The sequence below is a fragment of the Salinicoccus sesuvii genome (genome assembly GCF_042648145.1).
Classification (GTDB): Bacteria; Bacillota; Bacilli; order Staphylococcales; family Salinicoccaceae; genus Salinicoccus; species Salinicoccus sesuvii.
Window position 1 is genome coordinate 226710 of record NZ_JBHRWV010000007.1, and the last position, 22158, is coordinate 248867.

Annotated in this window: 21 protein-coding genes and 1 other annotated feature; all 21 genes read right to left on the reverse strand. The window is 45.9% G+C overall.

Annotated elements, in window-relative coordinates; translation table 11 throughout:
• Nucleotides 1–23 precede the first annotated feature (23 nt).
• On the reverse strand, nucleotides 24–1775 hold the full coding sequence (gene aspS, locus ACFOJ8_RS06940) for an aspartate--tRNA ligase (protein WP_380654437.1): 1752 nt from the start codon (nucleotides 1773–1775) through the stop codon (nucleotides 24–26).
• Between the two features lie 2 nt (nucleotides 1776–1777).
• A complete protein-coding gene (gene hisS, locus ACFOJ8_RS06945) occupies nucleotides 1778–3049 on the reverse strand; it encodes a histidine--tRNA ligase (RefSeq protein WP_380654440.1) in 1272 nt (423 codons plus the stop codon).
• Between the two features lie 297 nt (nucleotides 3050–3346).
• Nucleotides 3347–4069, reverse strand: a complete 723-nt coding sequence (locus tag ACFOJ8_RS06950) for an N-acetylmuramoyl-L-alanine amidase family protein (RefSeq protein ID WP_380654443.1) — start codon at nucleotides 4067–4069, stop codon at nucleotides 3347–3349.
• A complete protein-coding gene (gene dtd, locus ACFOJ8_RS06955) occupies nucleotides 4069–4521 on the reverse strand; it encodes a D-aminoacyl-tRNA deacylase (protein WP_380654445.1) in 453 nt (150 codons plus the stop codon). Before dtd ends, ACFOJ8_RS06950 begins: the two co-directional genes overlap by 1 nt.
• Nucleotides 4522–4531: 10 nt before the next feature.
• Nucleotides 4532–6709, reverse strand: a complete 2178-nt coding sequence (locus ACFOJ8_RS06960; protein WP_380654448.1) for a RelA/SpoT family protein — start codon at nucleotides 6707–6709, stop codon at nucleotides 4532–4534.
• Nucleotides 6710–6815: 106 nt separating this feature from the next.
• Nucleotides 6816–7334, reverse strand: a complete 519-nt coding sequence (locus ACFOJ8_RS06965; protein ID WP_380654451.1) for an adenine phosphoribosyltransferase — start codon at nucleotides 7332–7334, stop codon at nucleotides 6816–6818.
• Between the two features lie 14 nt (nucleotides 7335–7348).
• Nucleotides 7349–9592 (reverse strand): single-stranded-DNA-specific exonuclease RecJ, encoded by a 2244-nt coding sequence (recJ, locus tag ACFOJ8_RS06970; RefSeq protein ID WP_380654454.1) that lies wholly within the window; start codon nucleotides 9590–9592, stop codon nucleotides 7349–7351.
• Nucleotides 9593–9639: 47 nt separating this feature from the next.
• The gene (gene secDF / locus ACFOJ8_RS06975) at nucleotides 9640–11919 is read right to left on the reverse strand and encodes a protein translocase subunit SecDF (protein WP_380654457.1); all 2280 of its coding nucleotides are present in this window, start codon (nucleotides 11917–11919) and stop codon (nucleotides 9640–9642) included.
• Between the two features lie 111 nt (nucleotides 11920–12030).
• Entirely contained in the window at nucleotides 12031–12294 is a 264-nt protein-coding gene (yajC, locus tag ACFOJ8_RS06980; protein ID WP_380654460.1) for a preprotein translocase subunit YajC, read from the reverse strand.
• 19 nt (nucleotides 12295–12313) lie between these two features.
• A complete protein-coding gene (gene tgt, locus ACFOJ8_RS06985; RefSeq protein ID WP_380654463.1) occupies nucleotides 12314–13459 on the reverse strand; it encodes a tRNA guanosine(34) transglycosylase Tgt in 1146 nt (381 codons plus the stop codon).
• The gene (gene queA, locus ACFOJ8_RS06990) at nucleotides 13460–14494 is read right to left on the reverse strand and encodes a tRNA preQ1(34) S-adenosylmethionine ribosyltransferase-isomerase QueA (RefSeq protein WP_380654466.1); all 1035 of its coding nucleotides are present in this window, start codon (nucleotides 14492–14494) and stop codon (nucleotides 13460–13462) included.
• Between the two features lie 2 nt (nucleotides 14495–14496).
• Entirely contained in the window at nucleotides 14497–15516 is a 1020-nt protein-coding gene (gene ruvB / locus ACFOJ8_RS06995; RefSeq protein ID WP_380654469.1) for a Holliday junction branch migration DNA helicase RuvB, read from the reverse strand.
• 12 nt (nucleotides 15517–15528) lie between these two features.
• A complete protein-coding gene (ruvA, locus tag ACFOJ8_RS07000; RefSeq protein ID WP_380654472.1) occupies nucleotides 15529–16116 on the reverse strand; it encodes a Holliday junction branch migration protein RuvA in 588 nt (195 codons plus the stop codon).
• Nucleotides 16117–16126: 10 nt separating this feature from the next.
• Complete coding sequence (gene obgE / locus ACFOJ8_RS07005) at nucleotides 16127–17407, reverse strand: GTPase ObgE (protein ID WP_380654475.1); 1281 nt, start codon at nucleotides 17405–17407, stop codon at nucleotides 16127–16129.
• Nucleotides 17408–17499: 92 nt separating this feature from the next.
• Nucleotides 17500–17784, reverse strand: coding sequence for a 50S ribosomal protein L27 (rpmA, locus tag ACFOJ8_RS07010; RefSeq protein ID WP_380654477.1), 285 nt, complete (start codon nucleotides 17782–17784; stop codon nucleotides 17500–17502).
• 10 nt (nucleotides 17785–17794) lie between these two features.
• Complete coding sequence (locus ACFOJ8_RS07015) at nucleotides 17795–18115, reverse strand: ribosomal-processing cysteine protease Prp (protein ID WP_380654480.1); 321 nt, start codon at nucleotides 18113–18115, stop codon at nucleotides 17795–17797.
• The gene (rplU, locus tag ACFOJ8_RS07020) at nucleotides 18115–18423 is read right to left on the reverse strand and encodes a 50S ribosomal protein L21 (protein ID WP_380654482.1); all 309 of its coding nucleotides are present in this window, start codon (nucleotides 18421–18423) and stop codon (nucleotides 18115–18117) included. Before rplU ends, ACFOJ8_RS07015 begins: the two co-directional genes overlap by 1 nt.
• A gap of 14 nt (nucleotides 18424–18437) precedes the next feature.
• Nucleotides 18438–18511, reverse strand: a sequence feature (ribosomal protein L21 leader region).
• 42 nt (nucleotides 18512–18553) lie between these two features.
• A complete protein-coding gene (gene mreD / locus ACFOJ8_RS07025) occupies nucleotides 18554–19072 on the reverse strand; it encodes a rod shape-determining protein MreD (protein ID WP_380654485.1) in 519 nt (172 codons plus the stop codon).
• A 1-nt stretch (nucleotide 19073) separates the two neighbouring features.
• Nucleotides 19074–19922, reverse strand: a complete 849-nt coding sequence (gene mreC, locus ACFOJ8_RS07030) for a rod shape-determining protein MreC (protein WP_380654488.1) — start codon at nucleotides 19920–19922, stop codon at nucleotides 19074–19076.
• 280 nt (nucleotides 19923–20202) lie between these two features.
• Nucleotides 20203–21354: an aminotransferase class I/II-fold pyridoxal phosphate-dependent enzyme gene (locus tag ACFOJ8_RS07035; RefSeq protein ID WP_380654491.1), complete on the reverse strand. Its 1152-nt coding sequence runs from the start codon at nucleotides 21352–21354 to the stop codon at nucleotides 20203–20205.
• The gene (locus ACFOJ8_RS07040) at nucleotides 21354–22157 is read right to left on the reverse strand and encodes a MetQ/NlpA family ABC transporter substrate-binding protein (RefSeq protein ID WP_380654494.1); all 804 of its coding nucleotides are present in this window, start codon (nucleotides 22155–22157) and stop codon (nucleotides 21354–21356) included. Before ACFOJ8_RS07040 ends, ACFOJ8_RS07035 begins: the two co-directional genes overlap by 1 nt.
• Nucleotide 22158: the final 1 nt, after the last annotated feature.

Consider the following 22158-nt stretch of genomic DNA (forward strand, 5'->3'; position numbering starts at 1 on the left):
TTGATTTCCATGGCATTTCTTTTTTATATATCCAAATCTATGTGAAGCTCCTTAAGCTGAGCTGCGGAGACTTCTGATGGCGCGTTCATCATTAGGTCTCCGGCACTTGCTGTTTTAGGGAAAGCAATGACGTCACGAATGTTGTCCGTACCTGCAAGCAACATGACGAAGCGATCGAGACCGTAGGCGATGCCACCATGTGGTGGGGCACCATACTTGAAGGCTTCAATTAAGAATCCGAACTGTGCATCCCTTTCCTCATCTGTGAAACCAAGCGCCTTGAACATCTTCTCCTGGAGCGATGCGTCATGTATACGGATCGAGCCGCCACCGAGTTCATAACCATTCAGTACGATGTCATACGCGTTGGCCAGCACTTGTTCCGGTGCCTTTTCAAGTTTTTCGATGTCTTCCGCTTTAGGTGACGTGAACGGATGATGCGCTGCGAAATAACGACCGGCTTCCTCGTCGTATTCAAACAGTGGCCAGTCGGTGACCCATAGGAAGTTGAACTGGTCTTTTGATATGAGATCAAGGTCCTTGGCAAGTTTGTTTCTCAGGTTGCCAAGCGATGCGTGGACAACTTTTTCGGAATCTGCAACAAACAGTACAAGATCTCCATTTTCAAGAGACAGTGCTTCAGATATATCCGCCTGATTCTGTTCGCTGAAGAATTTGGCGATTGGACCATTCAATGCATCCTCTTTAACCTTCAACCATGCCAGTCCTTTAGCACCATACGTTTTTACATAGCTTTCGAGCTTCTCGATATCTTTTCTGGAAAAGCGGCTTTCTTCTCCTTTTACAACAATCGCTTTAACCATGCCCCCGTTTTCCACAGCAGAGCGGAAAACTTTAAAGTCCACAGTTTCGGCGAATGTATTGAGATCGTGCAGCTTCAAATCGAATCTTGTATCCGGCTTATCCACACCGTATTCGGCCATCGCTTGATGATAGGTCATCCTTGGGAAAGGTGTTTCAACTTCAATACCTTTAACATCACGCATCACTTGACTGATCATCCGCTCGTTCATCTCAAGCATCTGCTCTTCATCAGTAAAGGACATTTCTATATCGATCTGCGTAAATTCAGGCTGTCTGTCGGCTCGCAAGTCTTCGTCTCGGAAGCATTTAACGATCTGATAGTATTTTTCCATACCTGAGAGCATTAGCAGCTGCTTGTAGATCTGTGGTGACTGCGGCAGTGCATAGAACTCACCTTCATGCACACGGGAGGGCACTAGATAGTCTCTTGCACCTTCCGGTGTAGATTTGGAGAGTACAGGTGTTTCGATGTCGATGAACTCTTCGTTATCAAGGAAGTTTCTAACACTACGGTTCAGATTGTGGCGCAGCTTTAGTATGTTCTGCAGTTTTGGTTTTCTGAGGTTTAGGTAGCGATATTTGAGTCCGACATCCTCACTGATTGTTTCGTCCATGACTTGGAATGGTGGTGTTTCAGCCTTCGCCAGCACTTCCAGCTTATCAGCCATAATTTCAATTTTGCCGGTCGGTATATTTTCGTTGTACTGGGACGGATCACGTTCCAATACCTTGCCTGTGACAGCAACTACAAATTCAGAACGGATACGTTCAGCAGTCTCAAGTGCCTTTTGCGATACTTCCGGATTGAAAACGACCTGAACAATACCTTCACGGTCCCTCAAATCAATGAAGATCAGCCCTCCAAGGTCGCGCCGCTTCTGTACCCAGCCTTTCAGATGGACTGTCTCTCCTGTCAATGCTTCTGTAATTTCTTTTGTATATTTCCTCATGTTCACTTCTCCTCAATTATCGTCCGGATTTTTTCTACATCATCAAGACTGATTTTCTGCGATTCGCCTGTTGCCATATTCTTCAGTTCCGCTTTACCGGAATCAAGCTCCGTTTCGCCGATGACAATCGTGTGGGCAGCACCCTTTCTGTCTGCATCCTTCATCTGCGCTTTAAGCTTCCTGTGTTTATAGTCCATATCACAGCTGACGCCTGAGGTACGTAATTTATGCACAAGTCTTCCAGCTGCGGTACTCGCTGCTTCGTCGAGCGTACAGATATACAAGTCGATACCTTGTGGCTCAGGCAGTTCGATACCTTCCGCTTCAAGTGCCAAAAGAAGCCTTTCAATGCTGAGGGCAAAGCCGATGCCTGTTTCCGAAGGTCCGTCGAGTAATTCAAGCAATCCATTATAGCGGCCGCCACCACAAAGTGTTGTAATGGCCCCAAAACCTTCGGCATCGCTCATCAATTCGAACGCAGTGTGTGTGTAATAGTCGAGTCCTCTGACAAGATTATAGTCGACTTCGTAAGGGATACCGAGGGCATCCAGGTTCTGCCTCACTTCTTCGAAATAGTTTTTTGATTCTTCATTCAGGTAGTCATAGATTACCGGTGCATTCTGAACAAGCGGGTGTTCCCTGTCTTTCTTACAATCAAGAATCCGCATCGGATTGGTATCGATCCGCACCTGACAATCCGAACAAAACTCGTGAATTGATGGCCTAAAGTGGTTGACGAGTGCCTGATTATAGGCTGCTCGGCTATCCTGATCACCGATCGAATTGATGTAGAGCTTAAGATTATTAAGTCCGAACGACTGGTAAATGTGCATCAACATACTTAGCACTTCCACATCGATCAACGGATCCTCTACACCAATTGCTTCGATGCCGAATTGGACGAATTGACGGTATCTGCCCTTCTGACGTCTCTCATAACGGAACATTGGTGCCTCGTAGTATACTTTCACCGGCTGTTCGACATTGTGCTGCATCTTATTTTCAATATAGCTTCTGACTACAGGTGCCGTGCCTTCAGGTTTCAAAGTCATACTACGATCACCTTTGTCTTTGAAGGTATACATTTCCTTATTGACGATATCCGTCGATCCTCCGACACCTCGTACGAAAAGCTCTGTCGACTCGAATACAGGTGTCCGGATTTCCTTGTAGTTGTAGTTCTGTGCAATTTTGTGCAGTCTATCTTCAATGTACTGCCATTTGTACGTGTCTTTTGGTAGTATGTCCTGGGTACCTCTTGGAATTTGTATCATCTGCTCCACTCCGTTCCTGAAATATAAAAAAGCCCCTTATATCCGTATGGATATAAGGGGCGAGTAAATCGCGTTGCCACCCTGATTCAGCCTTAATAGGCCCTCTCGCATATTAACGGCTGCCACCGCCTGCACTGCAGGGTTCTACCGAAGTGTCGGTTTTGGATACGGATGATTAACCTGCTTACAGCCACGGCAGGTCTCTCTGGAAATCATCCTATCCACCTCAACGGATTACTGAAATCATTTTTTTGATTATTTAATATGATATGGTCTAATGACAATCAAGTCAAGCACTCAATTCAAATAATTATTAATTCCCTTGGCGATACCTGCTGCCATCATGCTCTGGTACCTGGTTTCAGTCAATGACATATCATCGACAGTGTTGCTCAGATAACCGAGTTCTATCAGTACAGCCGGGTAATCAAGCTGCCAAGTGACCTGGAAGTTCATCGTCCCGACCCCACGATTGTAGAAATAGGAATGTGCGTCGAGCGCGTTATTGATGGATTCAGCGAACGCCTGCTGCTCGGGATGCGTATAATATGTAGTGAAGCCTGATATCGAGGCATCATCCATCGCATCACTGTGCAGGCTGATAAATAGATCTCCCTCGACTTTCCTGTCGTCAAGAGAGGCAAATGTATCCCTGTCGCGTGTCAGTATGACCTTAGCCCCATTTGAAGTAAGTATAGATTCCAGTTCCTCTGCAATACTGAAGACTATCTGATCCTCCGTTACACCAGAGATACTCGTTGCCCCGGGATCCTTACCCCCATGGCCGGGATCAATGACGATTGTTTGACCGCTGAAATCATAATCCGGGGCACTCAGGTCCATTTCGACTGGCTCGTGTGTCGGGTCTAGAAAACGGTCATAGAGTAAACCAGAGGCAAAAATGATGCCTGCAGCAATAAACAGGAAAAAAATTGGTGCTACATATAGATGCTTCTTGCGCTTGAAGAAATCTATAATGTTCTGCACGAGACCGCCCGGTCGTCTTTCGGATTGCCCCATTACTGAATCTTTCCGTCTATGGATTCATACAGTATCGTAATGGGTCCGTCATTGTTGATTTGAACCTGCATCATTTCACCAAAGAATCCTTCCTTAACAGTGAGACCGAATGACTGAAGATGCGCATTGAACTGCTTGTATAGATTATTTGCATGTTCCTTGCCAGCAGCCTGCGAAAAACTCGGGCGATTCCCCTTCCTGACATCTGCATAAAGCGTAAATTGGGAAATGCTCAGCACTTCACCTTCGACATCCTTGATGGATAGATTAATCTTTCCAGATTCATCCTCGAAGTTGCGACTGGCTGCAATCTTTTCTGCCAGTTTCCGCGCATCCTCTTCTGTTGAAGATTCAGATACGCCGACCAATAGGCAGTAGCCCACGCCGATTTCGTTAAAAAATTCGTTACTTAAGACGGTCGCACTAGATACTCTTTGCAATACGATTTTCATTTTCTACACCTCATTTAAAGACGCGTTCTACGCTGTATATATCAGGAAGTTGCTTTATCTTATCGACCACTTTGTAAAGGTCAGACACATTCTGTAGCATGACTGATAGACTGATCTTAGCATGCTTATCCACATCGGCCTGACCATTGACACGAGTGATCGGGAATTTCGTGCTAGCGACGACATTCAGCACTTCGTTGACAAGACCTTGGCGGTCATAGCCCGTGATCTCGAGATCCGTCTGATACTTGCGATCCTTGTTCTTGTTCTTTACCCACTCGACATCGATCAGGCGTTCTGTCTCGTTTCTGATGTTCGGGCAGGTCGCAACATGGACCTTCACACCATGCCCTTTCGTGATGAAACCGATGATATCATCACCCGGCAGTGGGTTACAGCATTTCGATAGATTGATCAGCATATTGTCCATGCCCTGTACATAAACACCGGATTCTGTCGATATTTCCTTATAGTGGTGGGTTCTGTCGATTTCTTCTATTACATTGCTCTTCTCTTCTGCGACCTTGAATTTTTCCATCAGACGATTGGTCACCTGTTGAGCCGTGACACCACCGAAACCGACCATAGCATACAGATCATCTTCGTGACTGATGTTGTATCGCTCAAGAACAGGATCCATGTACTGGGACTTCAAAACATCATCTGGCTTATAGTCGCGATTCTTGATTTCATGCTCTACAGCGAACCGGCCTTTTTCCACATTGCTTGCACGATCCTGCTTTTTGAAAAATGCCCGGATTTTATGTTTTGCTCCGGATGATTTGACGAGTTTTAGCCAGTCTAAGCTCGGTCCATAGGACTGTTTACTTGTACGTATCTCAACAATTTCACCTGTTGAGAGCTCGTAGTCGATGGAGACGATCTTGCCATTTACTTTTGCACCAATCATCTTATTGCCGACTTCAGTGTGCACCTGATATGCAAAATCTATAGGAACCGCGCCCTTCGGTAGCTCGACGACATCTCCTGTTGGTGTAAACACATACACTTTGTCACTCAGGAGATCGCTTTTCAATGATTCCATGAATTCTTCTGCATCTGAAGCAGAATTTTCCTGATCGATGAGATCCTGGAACCAATTGATGCGCTTATCAAGGAAAGGTTCTTTCTGCACTTCTCTGCCTTCCTTATACGCCCAGTGGGCAGCGACACCATGCTCAGCTATTTCGTGCATCTCAAACGTCCGGATTTGTATTTCTAATGGGTCCCCATTCGGACCAACGACCGTCGTATGCAACGATTGATACATGTTTGGCTTCGGCATGGCAATGTAATCCTTAAAGCGACCCGGCATCGGTTTCCAGATGGTATGGATGACACCGAGGACCGCGTAGCAGTCCTTAATGCTCGTCACAAGCACACGCACAGCGAGCAGATCGAAAATCTGATCGAACTGTTTATGCTGTTTCGTCATTTTTTTATAGATACTGTATATGTGCTTTGGCCGCCCGGAAAGCTGGCCGCCGATGCCCGTGTGGTCCATCTCGGATTGGATGCGGTCGATGGCTTGGTTGATAACCACCTCACGTTCGCTCCGTTTCTTTTTCATGGAACTTACTATCTTGAAATACTGTTGCGGCTCGATATAACGAAGCGCTGTATCTTCAAGCTCCCATTTAATGCTCGAAATACCGAGACGATGTGCCAGAGGTGCATAGATTTCGAGCGTTTCCTGGGACGTGCGGATCTGTTTGTCTTCGGGCATAGCTTTTAATGTACGCATATTGTGCAAACGGTCAGCGAGCTTGACTAGAATTACCCGGATATCTTTAGCAATGGCAATAAACAGTTTGCGATGGTTCTCGGCCTGCTCCTCTTGTCGTGAACGGTATTTGACTTTCTCGAGCTTTGTCACACCATCGACAATTAGCGCAACTTCTTCGTTGAACATGGACTTCAAGTCGTCGAAAGTATACTCCGTATCCTCGACGACGTCATGAAGGAATCCGGCGATGATTGTCGGACAGTCGAGCTTCAGCTCTGCCAGTATACCTGCGACCTGGACGGGATGCAGGATATAAGGCTGCCCGCTCTTGCGATATTGTCCATCGTGCGCCTCATGTGCCAAAGCATATGCCTTTTGGACCATCTCCATGTCCGATTCATTCATATAAGAATCACACATGCGGATGACATCGTCTTTGCTGTATGGATACTCCTTGTTCATGACCTCACCGCTTTCCCTCTACACTAGTTAGAATCATCATACTATAAAACCTCTTTCAATTAAATAAATGACAAAAAAAGCCTGTTTTCACAGACTTTTAAGTGGACTAATCTTCGTAGGTAATCAGTGAAAGTGTATCATATCCATCGAGACGTTTCATGCCATCAAGGTATTCAAGTTCAATCAGGAATGCAATTCCTGCCACGACACCGCCAAGTGATTCGATAAGTTTGATCGTTGCTTCAATCGTGCCACCGGTTGCTAGCAAGTCATCTGTAATCAGTACACGCTGACCAGGAGTAATGGCATCACGGTGCATCGTCAATATATTGGAGCCGTACTCGAGGTCGTACTCATGCTTGATGACTTCACGGGGCAGTTTGCCTTCTTTTCTTACGGGAGCAAAACCGATCCCCATGCTGTAGGCCACTGGACAGCCAATGATGAATCCACGTGCTTCAGGACCGACAACGATATCGATTTCTTTCTCACGTGCGTATTCCACAATCTGATCTGTTGCGTATTTATAGGCTGGTCCATTATCCATTATTGTCGTTATATCTTTGAAGCTGACGCCTTCTTTAGGCCAGTCCGGTACTTCTGATACATATTGCTTTAAATCCATTTAAATTCCACCAATCAATTCGAAATTAATGTTCTGAGATAGTCTTTCAGCTCAGATGAAGAAGACATTTTCAAAAGTCTCTCCGCTTCAAGCTGATTTTTAAGGGCTCGGTAGTACACTGATTCTTCGAGCTTCCACGTGCTATCTTCTTGATCCTTGTATATTATACCATCTTCCACCCGGATAATCTCTAAATCTATCATAATATCTATCGACATTTTGAGTAATTTCATCTTTATGCCGATACGCTCGGCGAGTGCCGGTGCATGTTTTGCTAAGTTGATTGAGCCATCTTCGGCAGCTCGTACTAGCTGCATTAAGCGATCGAGGGTGTCGTCTTTTGGTATGCCTGTAAAGAAAAGCTCATCTTTCTGATTAAAAATGGAGATGATCTTCGATGCATGGATGCCGCCTAAGGAGTATGCCAGATTGTCTACACGCTCCGGCAAATCACGCAAAACGACCGTCTTCGATGTGAAGGGGAGTACCTCACCGTAATGGTAGTAATTCTCCCCTTTCTTCTCCCGGCCTTCTGCAATGACAAAGATATCATTCGGTGAGATGATGTCAAAGCACTGGTCGCTCCGGCTTCTCATATCAATGAGCTGGACACTGTCGACGCCAACGTCCTGTAACATCATCTGGAGCGTACGGCTCTGGTTAAACACATTGACATTGACCGTTCCGACCAGGCTAATGGCGTCTCCTTGAGACACTTCATTAACTAGGTGCCCATAACCGAATCCGATAACATCCATGCCAATCTGTGCCATTGAAAGTTTAATGTGCGATTTGTCCTTACCGACCTGCCGCATTGTACTGATACTTTCGTTGCTAATCAGAAATACAGGGGACTGGAATGATTGACCGAAAGGTTTGAGCCGGTCGAATCGCTCAAAAGCCTTCATCGTCATATTGCCCTGACGGATTTGATAGTCGATATACTTAACCGGTCTTAAATCCAACTGCAGTTGTTCAAAGTACTCTGACAGTTCTTGTTCAAAGGACTCAATATCGGATGATTCAACTTCTACACCGAGTGCCTGTGCATGCCCACCGAAACGATGATGGAAATTTGAATGCGCCGTGAGTACACCATGCAGATCTACTCCTTCGATTGACCGTCCTGATCCCCGATATATGTCGTTATCCAGTGTCAGTACGATTGCAGGCTTGCCATACTGTTCTACAATTTTAGATGCGACAATTCCGAGTACGCCTGGGTGCCAGCCTTCTTGGTAGACAATATTAATTTGTTTTTCAGGATCCACCTGTTCTTTTGCCTCGCCAAATATGGTCTCAACCAGCTGCTTGCGTTCAAGATTCATGCTCTCGACAACCATGGCTTGTTCATAGGCTGTGTTGGTATCCGATTCAAGCAGGAGCTCAACAGCAATCTCCGCCTCACCAAGTCGTCCTGTGGCATTGAGGCGGGGTGCTAATGTGAATGCGATCGTCTCTTCATCCATCTGCCCATCGTGACCCGCACTTCTGAGCAGCGTATGCACACCGACCGGCGGAGTATCATTTAATCTTCTCAAACCTTCGATGACCAGCTTCTTATTTTCATCAATCATGGGTACAAGGTCAGCAACTGTGCCGATGGCTACCCAGCCGATATCTCCTTTCTCTTCAAGACCGAGCGCCTGGACGAGCTTATAGGTAATGCCGACACCGGCCAATGATGGAAATGGATAGGTACCGTCGGGATGTGCTGGATGAATGACGATACCTTCGGGCACATTGTCGCCAAACGCATGATGATCGACAACGATGGTGTCGATGCCTTCAGACTTCAAGAACGCGACCTCGCTGCCTCCTGAAATGCCATTGTCCACTGTAATCACAAGATCATACTGGCCTACTACAAGTTCTTCAAATACCGCCATGTTCGGACCATAACCGTCTTCTATACGACTTGGAATGAAATAATCGACGTTCTCGCTCTTTCTTCTCAATGCATTCAACAATAGAACTGTACTGGTGATTCCATCTGCATCAAAGTCACCATAAATCAGTATGCGCTCGTCCTTAGAAAAAGCATCTTCGATACGTGATACTGCCTCAGACATTCTGTACACAAGTCCAGCATCGTACGTTTTGGGATGGTAAATTTTCTCAAGATCACCCTCAGTAGTGTATCCCCGGTTCTCAAGTATCGTCTGTTCGAGCGGATTGAGCTTGAACTTTTCTATCAGTGCATCTGGCATATCGGAATTTTTCCGACGTACTTTCCACTCATATTTTGACTGGTACATATATTACATCCTTTGCAAAACGCCCGGGGGCACCGGGCGTTCTAGAATTATACAAGTATTTTTTCGTCGTCTTTCTTTCTCTCTTCGTAAACAACCAGGCTACCTTCTGATTTTCTAAACTGGCGCTTCTTCAATATCCCCCACAGCTGTAGTGCAATGAAGAGCGATGAATAGATACCGCTCACGAGACCGATGAGCAATGCAATCGAGAAGTTCAGTATGGCAGTGCTGCCCATAAACACAAGCAACAGAACGACGATGATGACCGTCAGTACCGTGTTGACCGAGCGGGTCAAGGTCTGTTTGAGGGAACGGTTGATGATCGTATCAATTTCCGATTCCTCATGGATTATTCGAACCTTTCTCAAGTTCTCCCTCACCCGATCGAATGTGACGATGGTATCGTTAATCGAGTAACCAACGATAGTCAGTGCAGCGGCGATGAAAGTGATGTCCACTTCCAACCTGAATATAGAGAACAGGGCAATCATGATGAATGCATCATGGATCAAGGCTAATACGCTTGGTAGCGCCATGCGCCACTCGAAGCGAATGGAAGCATATACGATGATACCGAGTGATGCGATGGCGAGCGCAATCATAGCATTTCTTGCAAGCTCGCGGCCAACTACAGGACTCACCGTACTGATTGCCGGCTGAGTGCCGAACTGTTCTTCGAAAGTACCTTGCATCTCTGTCACGGCTTCTTGTGGTAAATCTTCAGTATAACGCGCGACCACCATATCCTCCCCTGAAGTTGTGATGCTGTCAGGCGGAATGTCCATGGCAACCAGTTCTTCTTCGACTTGCTCTACTGTTGCTTGGCCATCTGTTTGGATATCTGCTCTTGTACCGGATGTAAAGTCGATACCCAAATTCAATCTGAATATGGACAGAACAACAAGTCCAGCCAAGATGAGTACAAGACTTAATGCAAAGAATTTTCTTGCGTGACCAACGAAATCCAGTTTGTCCCACGGGGTTGATAGATGTTCAATGTCCTTGCCTTCATTGATATTGAACCTGTCGGACTCCTTCACACCAAACCAGCTGAGTCGTTTATTAAAGAAGTTTGATCTAATGAGTAATGAGAGTATGATGCGTGTTAGGAACACAGCGGTGATGAAACTCATCAGTATGGACAAAATCAGCATAGTCGCGAAACCTTTGACACTGCTTGTGCCGAAGATGAATAGTACAATGCCGGCGATCATCGTTGTGATATTCGCATCGATGATGGTCCAAAGCGATGCGGCGGATGCCCGTTTGTAGGCTTGCTTTAAGTTTCTACCGATTCGGAGTTCATCCTTTATGCGTTCGTACATGATGATATTGGCATCGACTGCCATCCCGACTCCGAGAATCAGGGCTGCGATACCAGGTAAAGTAAGAACCCCGCTGATCATATTGAAACCAAGAATCGTCAAGTAGATGTATGTGGTCAACGTAATTGTTGCTACAAGTCCAGGTAATCTATAGAAGACAATCATGAATATGAATACCAATGCAACACCAATCAGACCGGCAGTGACCGTCTCATCGAGTGCTTGTGCACCAAACTGAGCGCCCACCGAGTTGGAGTATATTTCAGTCAGTCTAACTGGCAGTGCGCCGGAATTAAGAAGTGCCGAAATATTTTGTGCACGCTCGAGCCCATCCTCTCCGTTAAAACCACCGGAGATCATGACGTCTGACGAATTAATTGGCCCCGAAACACTCGGAGCAGATATGAATTTCGGGTCTTCCTTTTGAATTTCCGCTTCAAAGCTGTCTTCGCCTTCCTCGAAATCCATCCATATGACCATTAGATTCTCACCAATCGGCCGTTGTGAAATCTCCTCGGTAATATCACGGAACTTACTCGGATCTTTCAGTTGCAGAGAGACCATCGGCTGACCTCTCTCGTCGAAGTTCTGGCTGGCACCACCCTGCACCAGATCACCGCCGGATAGGAGGACGTTATCATCGACATCCCGTATCGTCAGTTCAGCTTGAGTACTGAGTAGCTCGCGGGCTTGGTTCTGATCGTCAACCCCGGCAAGCTGGACGCGGATCCTGTTATTTTCCTCTATTTGTATATTCGGTTCGGAGACACCGAGTACATTGACCCTTGAATCTAGTGTCTGTGCGGTACTCCGTACTGCGGAGTCATCGATCTGGTCGCCTTCATCAAGTGGCTCAACCTGGTACAGTACTTCAAACCCACCTTGCAGGTCCAGTCCGAGATTGACGTCTTTGACAAGATCCTTTGCCGTCAGACCGACAGCCGTCAATATGCCGATAACCAGCAAAATGGTGATAATGATTCTACTCTTTTCTACTTTCAAAAAAACACACCTCGATTATTTTGGAAATCCTCAACGTTTCAATTATAACTGTTGACACGATAAATTAAAATTAAAAAAAGAGCCGACTCATGGAGTCAGCTCTCTGCACTACTATTTTACGATTTCCTTGAGCGCGACACGCTCAAATTTAAGTACTGCACTGCCGGCTGCATCTGTACGGATGTACATATGTTTCTGGTCGAAAGACTCAACAGTTCCATGTAGTCCACCGATTGTGATGATTTCATCACCCTTTTGCATGTTCGCCTGCATATCTTGTATGTTCTTCTGTTTCTTTTGTGCCGGACGAATCATCAAAAAGTACATTACTAGAATGATTACCAGAAACGGCAGGATACCTACGATAAATTCCATCTAAAAATCTTCTCCTCTATTAGAAATTTTTCGGATTTTCAACATTCAATCCGTAGGATTCGAAAAATGCTTCTTTAAAATCCATTAACTGATCATTTAAAATCGCAGTTCGAATATCTTCCATCAATTTTAGCAGAAAATATAGGTTATGGTAAGTGGTAAGTCTCAAACCGAGAATTTCATCTGTTTTAAACAGATGGCGCAAGTAGGCCTTTGTATAATTGCGGCATGTGTAGCAGTCACATGCTGGATCAAGTGGTGTGAAGTCACGTTCAAATTTCTTGTTTTTAACAACGACGCGCCCCTTTGAAGTCATCGTTGTGCCGTTTCTTGCGATACGAGTCGGCAATACGCAGTCGAACATGTCGACACCGCGAATGACACCTTCAATCAATGCATCGGGCGAACCGACACCCATCAGATAGCGCGGTTTGTCTTCAGGAAGGTAGGGAATCGTCTCTTCAAGTACACGGTACATGATTGGTTTCGGCTCGCCGACAGACAGTCCGCCGATGGAATATCCAGGGAAATCCATAGAGACGAGATCCTTAGCACTCTGCGCCCTGAGGTCCTTATATTCGCCACCTTGTACGATACCAAACAGCGCCTGATGTTTATCATGACCACTTTTGACGTGATGCTCAAGGCAACGTTCCGCCCAGCGGGTTGTCCGCTCGATTGAATCCTTGACGTATTTCTTCTCAGCAGGAAATGGTGGACATTCGTCGAACGCCATCATGATATCGGATCCGAGATCATGTTGTATATCCATTGCCTTCTCCGGGCTCAAGAACAGTTTGGACCCATCGAGATGGCTTCTGAAATGGACACCTTCCTCTTCGATTTTCCGCCTATCACTGAGACTGAAGACCTGGAAGCCACCGGAATCGGTCAGAATCGGCTTATCCCAGTTCATGAACTTGTGAAGTCCGCCTGCCTCCCTAATGATGTCACTGCCCGGTCTTAACCAGAGGTGGTAGGTATTGCTTAAAATGATCTGGCTGCCGATATCCGCCAGTTCTTCAGGCGTCATCGTTTTGACTGTCGCCAATGTACCAACAGGCATAAAGATAGGTGTATCGATTGTGCCATGCGGTGTATGGAGCTTGCCGATACGTGCGCCTGTCTGTTTGCATGTCTTTATGTGTTCATATCTGATTGCCATCTATTCTTCATCCTCATATATAATCATTGCATCTCCAAAGCTGAAGAAGCGGTACTCTTCACTAATCGCATGACGATAGGCGCTCATAATCGTCTCCTTATCGCTGAATGCACTGACAAGCATCATCAGCGATGACTTCGGCAGATGGAAATTCGTGATCAGCGCATCAATTGCCTGATATTTGAAGCCCGGATAGATGAATATGTCTGTAAATCCACTTGCTTCGACGAATTCACCGTGATCTCGCATGATCGTTTCAAGTGTTCGTGTACTCGTTGTGCCTACACTGACTACCTTTCTCCCGTTGTCTTTGACGGTGTTGAGTGTCGATGCAGTCTCTTCGGTCATGATATAAAACTCCGAGTGCATGCGGTGGTCTTCAATATTATCTTCACTGACTGGACGGAATGTGCCGAGGCCGACATGAAGGGTGATATAAGTGATATGTACACCCTTCTGCCTGATTTCATCAAGCAGTGCTTCTGTAAAGTGAAGACCTGCTGTCGGTGCTGCTGCCGATCCTGTATGTTTAGCGTATACTGTCTGGTACCGATCCTTGTCATCAAGCGTCTCTTTGATATAGGGTGGCAAAGGCATCTCACCAAGTTCATCCAATACATTTTCAAGGAGTCCGTCGTGATGGAGGGAAACGTGCCTGATACCTTCATCAAATGTGTCTGTACATACCGCTTTTAAGAGACCGTTGCCGAAGTCGATTTCGGTCCCCGGCTTAACGCGTTTTGCGGGACGGATCAGCACTTCGTAACCACCTTCGATTGGTTTGAGTAATAGCATTTCTATTTTGGCACCTGTATCTTCTTTCACACCAAAAAGCCTCGCAGGCAGTACTTTCGTATCGTTCAGTACGAGTGCATCACCCGGATTGAGGTAAGCTGTTATATTTTCAAATTTTGTATCAGACACGCTGCCTGTACGCTTATTGAGCGCAAGCAACCTGCTTTCTGCCCGCTCCCGAAGCGGCGTCTGTGCAATCAGGGATTCAGGCAGATCGAAATCAAATTCTTCGAGTTTCAAAACTATTCCTCATTTCTAAATATATCAATGTCTGGGTCACCGTTGAAGTAGTCATAGCTCTTCGCCGTCGCTTTTCTTCCTCTCGGTGTCCGTTCAAGAAATCCTTGCTGAATGAGATACGGTTCATAGACGTCAAGTAGTGTAATTACTTCTTCACCAATCGAAACAGCAACCGTTTCAAGACCTACTGGTCCCCCATTATACGTATTGATGATTGTATTCATAATTTTATGGTCAATCGGGTCCAGTCCGCTCGGATCGACCTCGAGTACCTTCAAGGCATGATTGGTCGTCTCGAGCGTAATGGATGATTCCTTCTTTACGATGGAGAAGTCCCGAACACGTCTGAGGAGACGGTTGGCAATACGCGGGGTACCGCGTGAACGGCGAGCAAGTTCCCTTGCACTATCAGGGTCGACTGACACTTCAAAAATATCCGCAGTACGATTGACAATAGTGATTAGGCTCTCGAGATCATAGTACTGGAGTCTCAGCTGCACGCCAAATCGGTCCCTAAGCGGCGCAGAAAGACTGCCGAATCGGGTTGTTGCACCAACCAGAGTAAAGGGTGGCAGATCGATGCGGATGTTTCTTGCTTCCTCTCCCTTACCGATGACTACATCAAGGAAGAAATCCTCCATTGCCGAGTACAATATTTCTTCCACTGCACGGGGGAGACGATGGATTTCATCAATGAATAGCACATCCCCAGCTTCAAGACCTGAGAGAATGGCTGCCAAATCGCCGGCGCGTTCGATGGCAGGACCTGACGTTGTCCGCATGTTTACACCAAGCTCATTGGCAATGATATTGGAGAGGGTGGTCTTACCGAGTCCGGGCGGGCCATGCAAAATGACATGATCGAGCGCCTCTTCTCTGATACGTGCAGCTTCTATGAAAATGGTCAAGTTATCTTTCAGGGTCTGCTGACCGATGTACTGGTTCAAAAATTCCGGACGCAGTGACATCTCCATATTCTCTTCATAGGGCTGTTTTTCTTCGTCTAAAATGCGATCATCCATAATAGCACCTCATTACTGAACTAAATATTTCAATCCGAGCTTAACAGCAGCATCCACTGATTCGAAAGATTCTTTGCCAAGCTGCTTCTCTATACGTTTCAATTCACGACTGCTGTAGCCGAGTGCCTCAAGTGCAAGCATCGCTTCGCTGATGAAGTGGTTATTGTCGTTTTGCACCGGCGTGTGCGATGTGATATCCACAGCGCCAAGCCTACCCTTCAAGTCGAGAATGATTTGGCTGGCTGTTTTCTTTCCAACACCCGGGAATTTCTGCATGAATTTTTCATCTTCTGCTTCGATGGCACCGATGATTTCAGACGGTGTTGCTGCTGCTAAGATGGCAAGGGCACTCTTTGGCCCAATACCTGTGACTTGAAGCAGAGACTTGAACAAAGTCTTCTCGTCCTTGTTTCTGAAACCATATAATGTGTGGCTATCCTCCCTCACGATGAGTTCGGTATACACTTTTATCTGCTGTTCATTTTCGCGTTCAAAACGAAACGGGTTCGGCACCATAAGCAGGTAGCCGACCCCATTTGATTCCACAGTGATATACTGTGGCTCTACTTCTTTCAATACACCGATAATATACTGATACATCCAATCACCATCATTCTACGAATTCAAATTCTCCACCAAGTATTCTTACAGTGTCGCCTGTTTGTATGCCGCGATCACGAAGCGCATCATCAATGCCCATGGAGCGCATCTGTCTGGCAAACCTTCTAATGGCAGCTTCTCTGTTGAAATCCGTCATCTTAAACATGCGCTCTATGGCTTCACCTGTGACAACAAATGCGCCATCATCGTCTCTTGAAATCTTGAAAGCATCTGGGTCTTTCTCGTACCGATACATGACACGATGGTCTGTTTCTTCGATGATTTCTTCAGTTTCTGGTGTTTCTTCAAGCAGATCCGCCACGCGATATAGTACTGTATCCAAGTTCTGACGAGTGGCTGCCGAAATCTCGTGGATTTCCTTGTCCTCGCCAATTGCACTTTTAAATTGTTCAAAGATTTCATTATCCTCGACCAAATCGACTTTGTTGAGCACAATAATCTCAGGACGTTTCAGCAGACTTTCATTATAAAGTCTCATCTCTTCGCGGATGATTCTGTAGTCTTCAATTGGATCACGGCCTTCTAGTCCGCTGATGTCAATAACATGAACAATGACCTTCGTGCGTTCTACATGGCGCAGGAATTGATGACCAAGACCCGTCCCTTCCGACGCGCCCTCAATCAGTCCTGGAAGATCCGCCATGACGAATGAACGGCCATCTCCAGTCTGTACAACACCGAGATTCGGTTTAATTGTTGTAAACGGATAATCTCCGGTCTTCGCTTTCGCTTTTGATACTGCACTCAATATTGTTGATTTGCCGACACTTGGGAAGCCGACAAGGCCGACATCCGCAAGCAGTTTGAGCTCCATTGTTACTTCGAATTCCTCACCTGGTTCGCCATTTTCAGCGAAGTCCGGGGCTGGATTACGTGATGATGCAAATCTGGAATTTCCACGTCCCCCACGGCCACCTTTGGCGATGACCATCTGTGCACCATGATGCACAAGATCAGCGAGTGTTTCCTCAGTATCTTTGCGCTTTACGATCGTACCAGGTGGCACTTTAAGTACGAGTGGCTCACTGTTCCTACCGTGCGCATTCGCGCTCATACCATTTTGCCCATGCTTGGCCTTGAAGTGGCGCTGATAGCGGAAGTCCATTAGTGTTCTCAGTCCCTCATCGACTTCGAAAATAATATCCGCACCGTTGCCGCCATCGCCGCCAGCCGGACCACCAAGTGGTACATACTTTTCTCTTCTGTAAGCAACAATGCCGTTGCCGCCATTACCGGCTTTCAAGTATATGTCTACCTGATCTATAAACATCGTCTCACCTCTATCCTCTAATATTATAGCATAATCCATTTATCCTATTTAATGAAAAAGGACACCAGCTTTGCTGATGTCCACTCAATTCTTTATTTTGCTTCCTTGTATACAGAAACGCGTTTCTTGTCGCGACCGATGCGCTCGTATTTTACAACGCCGTCGATTTTAGCGAAAAGTGTGTCGTCTCCTCCACGTCCAACGTTCTCACCTGGGTGGATCTTAGTACCACGCTGACGGAAAAGAATAGATCCGCCTGTAACGTACTGACCATCCTGCCTTTTAGCACCAAGACGTTTGGAGATGGAATCACGGCCGTTTTTAGTTGAGCCTACACCTTTTTTGGATGCGAAAAATTGAAGATTCAGTTTAAGCATTGCTTTCACCTCACTTGAAATTTAATTGAATATGTTCGCCATATTCTTCTTCTATCGTCTTTAATGAAATAATCATACCTTCAAGCAGTATCTGCATTTTTTCATTATCCGGATCATCCGCTTTGAATCGAAGTACACCGGATTCTTCATCCATTTCAAGTGCCGGGTTAGATCCGGTCATATTCAAAATGGCATTTACAGAACCGAAAACGACTGCTGAGGCTCCAGCACAGACAATGTCTCTACCATATTCATCGAACATGGCGTGACCTTCCATCCAAAAGGATGTCACTTGTCCTTTATCGTTTATATTGAATTGAACATTAATCATTACGCGTTAATCTTTCCAACTGTCAGCTTTGTATAAGGCTGACGGTGACCTTGTTTACGCTTGTAGTTCTTTCTACGCTTGAATTTCACTACATCGATTTTCTTGCCGCGGCCGTGCTTTTCAACTGTAGCGGATACAGTTGCACCTTCAACTGTAGGTACACCGACTTTGACGGATTCTCCACCTACGAAGAGTACTTTATCAAAAGTGAAGTCTTCTCCAGCTTCTACGCTTAGCTTTTCAACATAGATTGTCTGACCTTCTTCAACTCTGATCTGTTTACCACCTGTTTCGATAATTGCAAACATACTTACACCTCCTAATATAAAATAAGACACGCCATCTACAGGTGGATTTGCATCACTTTAACCTGTAATTGAGCGGTTGATGTCTACATTATCACCAACTATTGCATTATATCAGCGCACATGATTAGTGTCAATGTTTTGGAAGTATCTCTTTTCTTACCCTAGAAACTTTCAAAGCGATGACGAATATAACTATGAACAGAAGTGCATTCAGTAGCAGACTGGGTGCCGCACGCAGTGCCAGATAATCAAATATCGGCTTATCTACAAGACCAAGAATACTGTAGAGCAGATAGATGTATATATCGTAGAGCAGCGTAAGCAGCAATACGACGAATGCCATGGCCACAAAGTCTTTGTAGAACACACGAAATGCGGTGTGCATGAACAGAACAAAGGCGACCATGCCAAAAGCATGGATACCATATACCGAACCTATGTAAAGGTCTAGCATCACACCGAAAACAACTGCGAACAATATGCTCATTCTATACCCTGTGTAGATCGACAGTAACAGAATGAACATCAGAAGCGCACGCGGGACGAAGTAGACTTCAACTTCGTTTAACGTAATCGGACTGAACCTTGCAAATGCAAAGTCCAGGTACATGAGCACGAAAGAGACGAGAAATGTAATGATTACTCTCATGCTACTCCTCCATCGATTCTGGACTTCTTTCGATGACGAATACCACATCGATATCATCCGCATTGCTCGCGAGCTGAACGTAAGCATTTTGGCTCAGACCATATTCATCATTTTCCACTTCGACTACTGTACCAACAAGCAGCCCTTCCGGATAATTGCCGACAAGTCCGCTTGTGTATACCTCGTCCCCGCTTGAAAGTCCGCTGCGGTTCTTTATATTTTCAATGACCAACAGATTTCTATCGCTGTCATACTGTTGAACATTACCGTAGACGGGCGTCCCGTCGTGCAGTATTTCGACAGACAGGTTGTTTTGGGAGACTGAAGTCGTCAACATTTCTACAAAGCTCGTGCCACCATTGGCCCGTGTGACAGTACCGATAAGTCCTTCAGGAGTCATGACTGCCATACCAGTAGCAAGCCCATCCGTTTCTCCCTTATCAATTGTAAAGCTGTTCAGCCACTGATCATGCGAACGTGAGATGAGTCGTGCATTGATGCTTTCGTACGACTGTTTGGAACTCACATCCATCGCTTCCCTGAGCTCGGCATTTTCCGATTCCAAACGTTCGATATCCGCCTGCATCTGCGGCAACATATCGAGCTGTCCCCGTAGTGTTTCATTTTCTTCAACAGCGTTGAAGCTGCGGGAGATTGTACCGAATAAATTCCCGATAAAATCGAATGGTGCATTGATGATCATCTGGGATCCCGCTGCTGCATCGGCGGTGAACTGTTCCGCACGTGTCGTAGAGTCACGATTCGACATGGAAAACCCGATGAGTAAAATTAAAATGATAATGCCAAACAGAATGATCAGCATACGATTCCGGTTGAAAAGCCTGTTCACAATCCAACGCCTCCATTTAGTCCTTAATGTCTGATTAAAAGAATACCACACTCAAACGACTCTGATAAGCATATGTAAAACAAAAATAGAGAGGCGGCAGCCTCTCTATAACAGATAAGATAATAATATATATGATATCTAGAACATGTTGCATTGTTCTATCGGAGGTCACCTTCATGAGACATTCATTACTTCGTGACCTGTTATGTTATATACAATGTTACATGCTATGGATGATAATATCAAGTACTTTTGAAAATTTGTTTAGTTTTTTAAATTACTACCATAAATGTTGTACCTGACGGAACCTAGATATCGTTTCCTCGAGAACTGTATCTTCAACTGCGAGGGAGATACGGATGTAGGCTCTCCCCCTTGAACCAAAAGGCAGCCCCGGTGTGACAAGCATCGACAGTTCCTGAATGAGAAAATCTCTAAACGTTTCACCATCATACCCCTCAGGCACCTTGATCCAGCCGAATATGCCGCCTTTGATCGGATTGATGGGAATACCCATTTCGGTGAACGCCTCGGTTACCATAATGCTGCGGCGTCTGAATTTCTCCTGCTGTCTTGGCAGTATGTCCGCTTCGTTCCTGAGCGCTTCCGCAGAGGCATCCTGCGTCACACCCCACATACCTGTCTGTGTATGGTCCTGGTAAGTATTGATTGCCTCAATCATCTCTTTGTTGCCAACTGCGAAACCGGTGCGAAAGCCTGACATATTGAATCCTTTCGACAACGAATAGATTTCAATAGCACACTCAAGCGATTTGTCGCTTTCGAGTATGCTCGGGTGTCTGTTGTCGAAAGCGAAAGTAGCATAGGCGAAATCGTGAACAATTTTAGTACGTGTCCCTTTGAACCGTGCCACAGTGCGATCAAAAAATTCTTTATCTGCTACCGCGCCAAGCGGATTAGAAGGGTAGTTTAGATAGATCAATCGCGCATTCTGCAGTTCGTGCTCTGGTAGAATATCGTAATCTGGGAGGTAGCCATTTTCAGGCAGCAACGGTAGTTCGTAGGTTTCCCCACGCGCCAGTGTCACACCAGGCGCGTAGTCCGGGTATCCTGGATTTGGTAAGAATACCCCCTCACCTGGTTCGATAAAGGTCATCGGAAACTGTACCAGTCCACTTTTTGTACCATACAGCAATGCAATATTGTGGTCTTCGAGGTCCACATCGTAGTGCTTCTTATAGAAGATTTTGATTTCATCCTTTAAGGTCGGCTTCCCGCGGAAACCCACGTAGCGCTGATTCTCTGTCTTATATACCGATGCTGCAACTGTTTCGAGAATCACTTCCGGTGTCCGCCCGTCCGGTATACCTACTGCCAAGTTAATCAATGGCAAGGGGCCAGAGGTCAAGTCGCTTGACATTGCTGTTTTAAAGTAGCTTTCAGGTATACTCTCAATGAGTCTATTGGCCATTATTGTCCCTCCGGTTTATCAAATCCCTGGAACTGACTATCTATTGTCTGTGCAAAATGCTCAGATTCCACTGCTTCTACCAGATCATCGGCGAGGCTGCTGTCCGCATCCGACGCATTGATGACGATTTGATTTCTGAAGTTTTCATTCATATTCTCAAGCTGAAGTGCATCTGCCAGGTCCATACCGCTTGCTAGTGCAAAGTTGCCAGGCACCAGAGACAAACCAATCTGATCTACACTCCGCGGCAACTGTCCTGAATCTTGATAGATGAACTCAAGGTTTTTGTTATTTTGGATTATATCAGATTCTTCAACGGCAAGCATGTTAGCGTCTTCTGCAATTTCAATGAGTCCTGCATCGACCAGCGTATGGAAGCCGCGTGATGAATTGACCGGATCAAGCGGCAATGCTACTTCGCTGCCGTTTGCGATTTCTTCAATCGAGTCGAACTGACTGGAGTATAACCCCATAGGCGCAGTCGGCACCTGAATAAGGTTAATGAAGTCTGTGCCGTTCTCTTCATTGAAATCGGTCATGAAGGATTTGTTCTGGTACAGGTTCGCATCCAGGTCACCGTTATTGAGTGCATTGTTCGGCTGGATGTAATCTGTGTACTCGACGATTTCTACTGTATAGCCCTGGTCTTCGAGCGCAGGTTTTAAAGCAAAGTTGACCATGTCACTGTATGGCCCGGTCGATGCGCCTATCGTAATGACCTCGCCCTCCCCTTCGTATAGGAGCGCACTAGTGCCAATGATTACAGCGAGTGTCGAAACTAGAAATATAATTATGCCACGCATA

Excerpts from the sequence above, each read along its gene's own strand:
- ACFOJ8_RS07040 (WP_380654494.1), bottom strand. The coding sequence starts at position 22,157 with ATGCGTGGCATAATTATATTTCTAGTTTCGACACTCGCTGTAATCATT.
- mreD (WP_380654485.1), bottom strand. The coding sequence starts at position 19,072 with ATGAGAGTAATCATTACATTTCTCGTCTCTTTCGTGCTCATGTACCTG.
- tgt (WP_380654463.1), bottom strand. The coding sequence starts at position 13,459 with ATGGCAATCAGATATGAACACATAAAGACATGCAAACAGACAGGCGCA.
- rplU (WP_380654482.1), bottom strand. The coding sequence starts at position 18,423 with ATGTTTGCAATTATCGAAACAGGTGGTAAACAGATCAGAGTTGAAGAA.
- obgE (WP_380654475.1), bottom strand. The coding sequence starts at position 17,407 with ATGTTTATAGATCAGGTAGACATATACTTGAAAGCCGGTAATGGCGGC.
- ACFOJ8_RS07015 (WP_380654480.1), bottom strand. The coding sequence starts at position 18,115 with ATGATTAATGTTCAATTCAATATAAACGATAAAGGACAAGTGACATCC.
- aspS (WP_380654437.1), bottom strand. The coding sequence starts at position 1,775 with ATGAGGAAATATACAAAAGAAATTACAGAAGCATTGACAGGAGAGACA.
- ruvB (WP_380654469.1), bottom strand. The coding sequence starts at position 15,516 with ATGGATGATCGCATTTTAGACGAAGAAAAACAGCCCTATGAAGAGAAT.
- yajC (WP_380654460.1), bottom strand. The coding sequence starts at position 12,294 with ATGGAATTTATCGTAGGTATCCTGCCGTTTCTGGTAATCATTCTAGTA.
- recJ (WP_380654454.1), bottom strand. The coding sequence starts at position 9,592 with ATGTACCAGTCAAAATATGAGTGGAAAGTACGTCGGAAAAATTCCGAT.
- hisS (WP_380654440.1), bottom strand. The coding sequence starts at position 3,049 with ATGATACAAATTCCAAGAGGTACCCAGGACATACTACCAAAAGACACG.
- ACFOJ8_RS07035 (WP_380654491.1), bottom strand. The coding sequence starts at position 21,354 with ATGGCCAATAGACTCATTGAGAGTATACCTGAAAGCTACTTTAAAACA.
- ACFOJ8_RS06965 (WP_380654451.1), bottom strand. The coding sequence starts at position 7,334 with ATGGATTTAAAGCAATATGTATCAGAAGTACCGGACTGGCCTAAAGAA.
- rpmA (WP_380654477.1), bottom strand. The coding sequence starts at position 17,784 with ATGCTTAAACTGAATCTTCAATTTTTCGCATCCAAAAAAGGTGTAGGC.
- ruvA (WP_380654472.1), bottom strand. The coding sequence starts at position 16,116 with ATGTATCAGTATATTATCGGTGTATTGAAAGAAGTAGAGCCACAGTAT.
- ACFOJ8_RS06960 (WP_380654448.1), bottom strand. The coding sequence starts at position 6,709 with ATGAACAAGGAGTATCCATACAGCAAAGACGATGTCATCCGCATGTGT.
- ACFOJ8_RS06950 (WP_380654443.1), bottom strand. The coding sequence starts at position 4,069 with ATGGGGCAATCCGAAAGACGACCGGGCGGTCTCGTGCAGAACATTATA.
- dtd (WP_380654445.1), bottom strand. The coding sequence starts at position 4,521 with ATGAAAATCGTATTGCAAAGAGTATCTAGTGCGACCGTCTTAAGTAAC.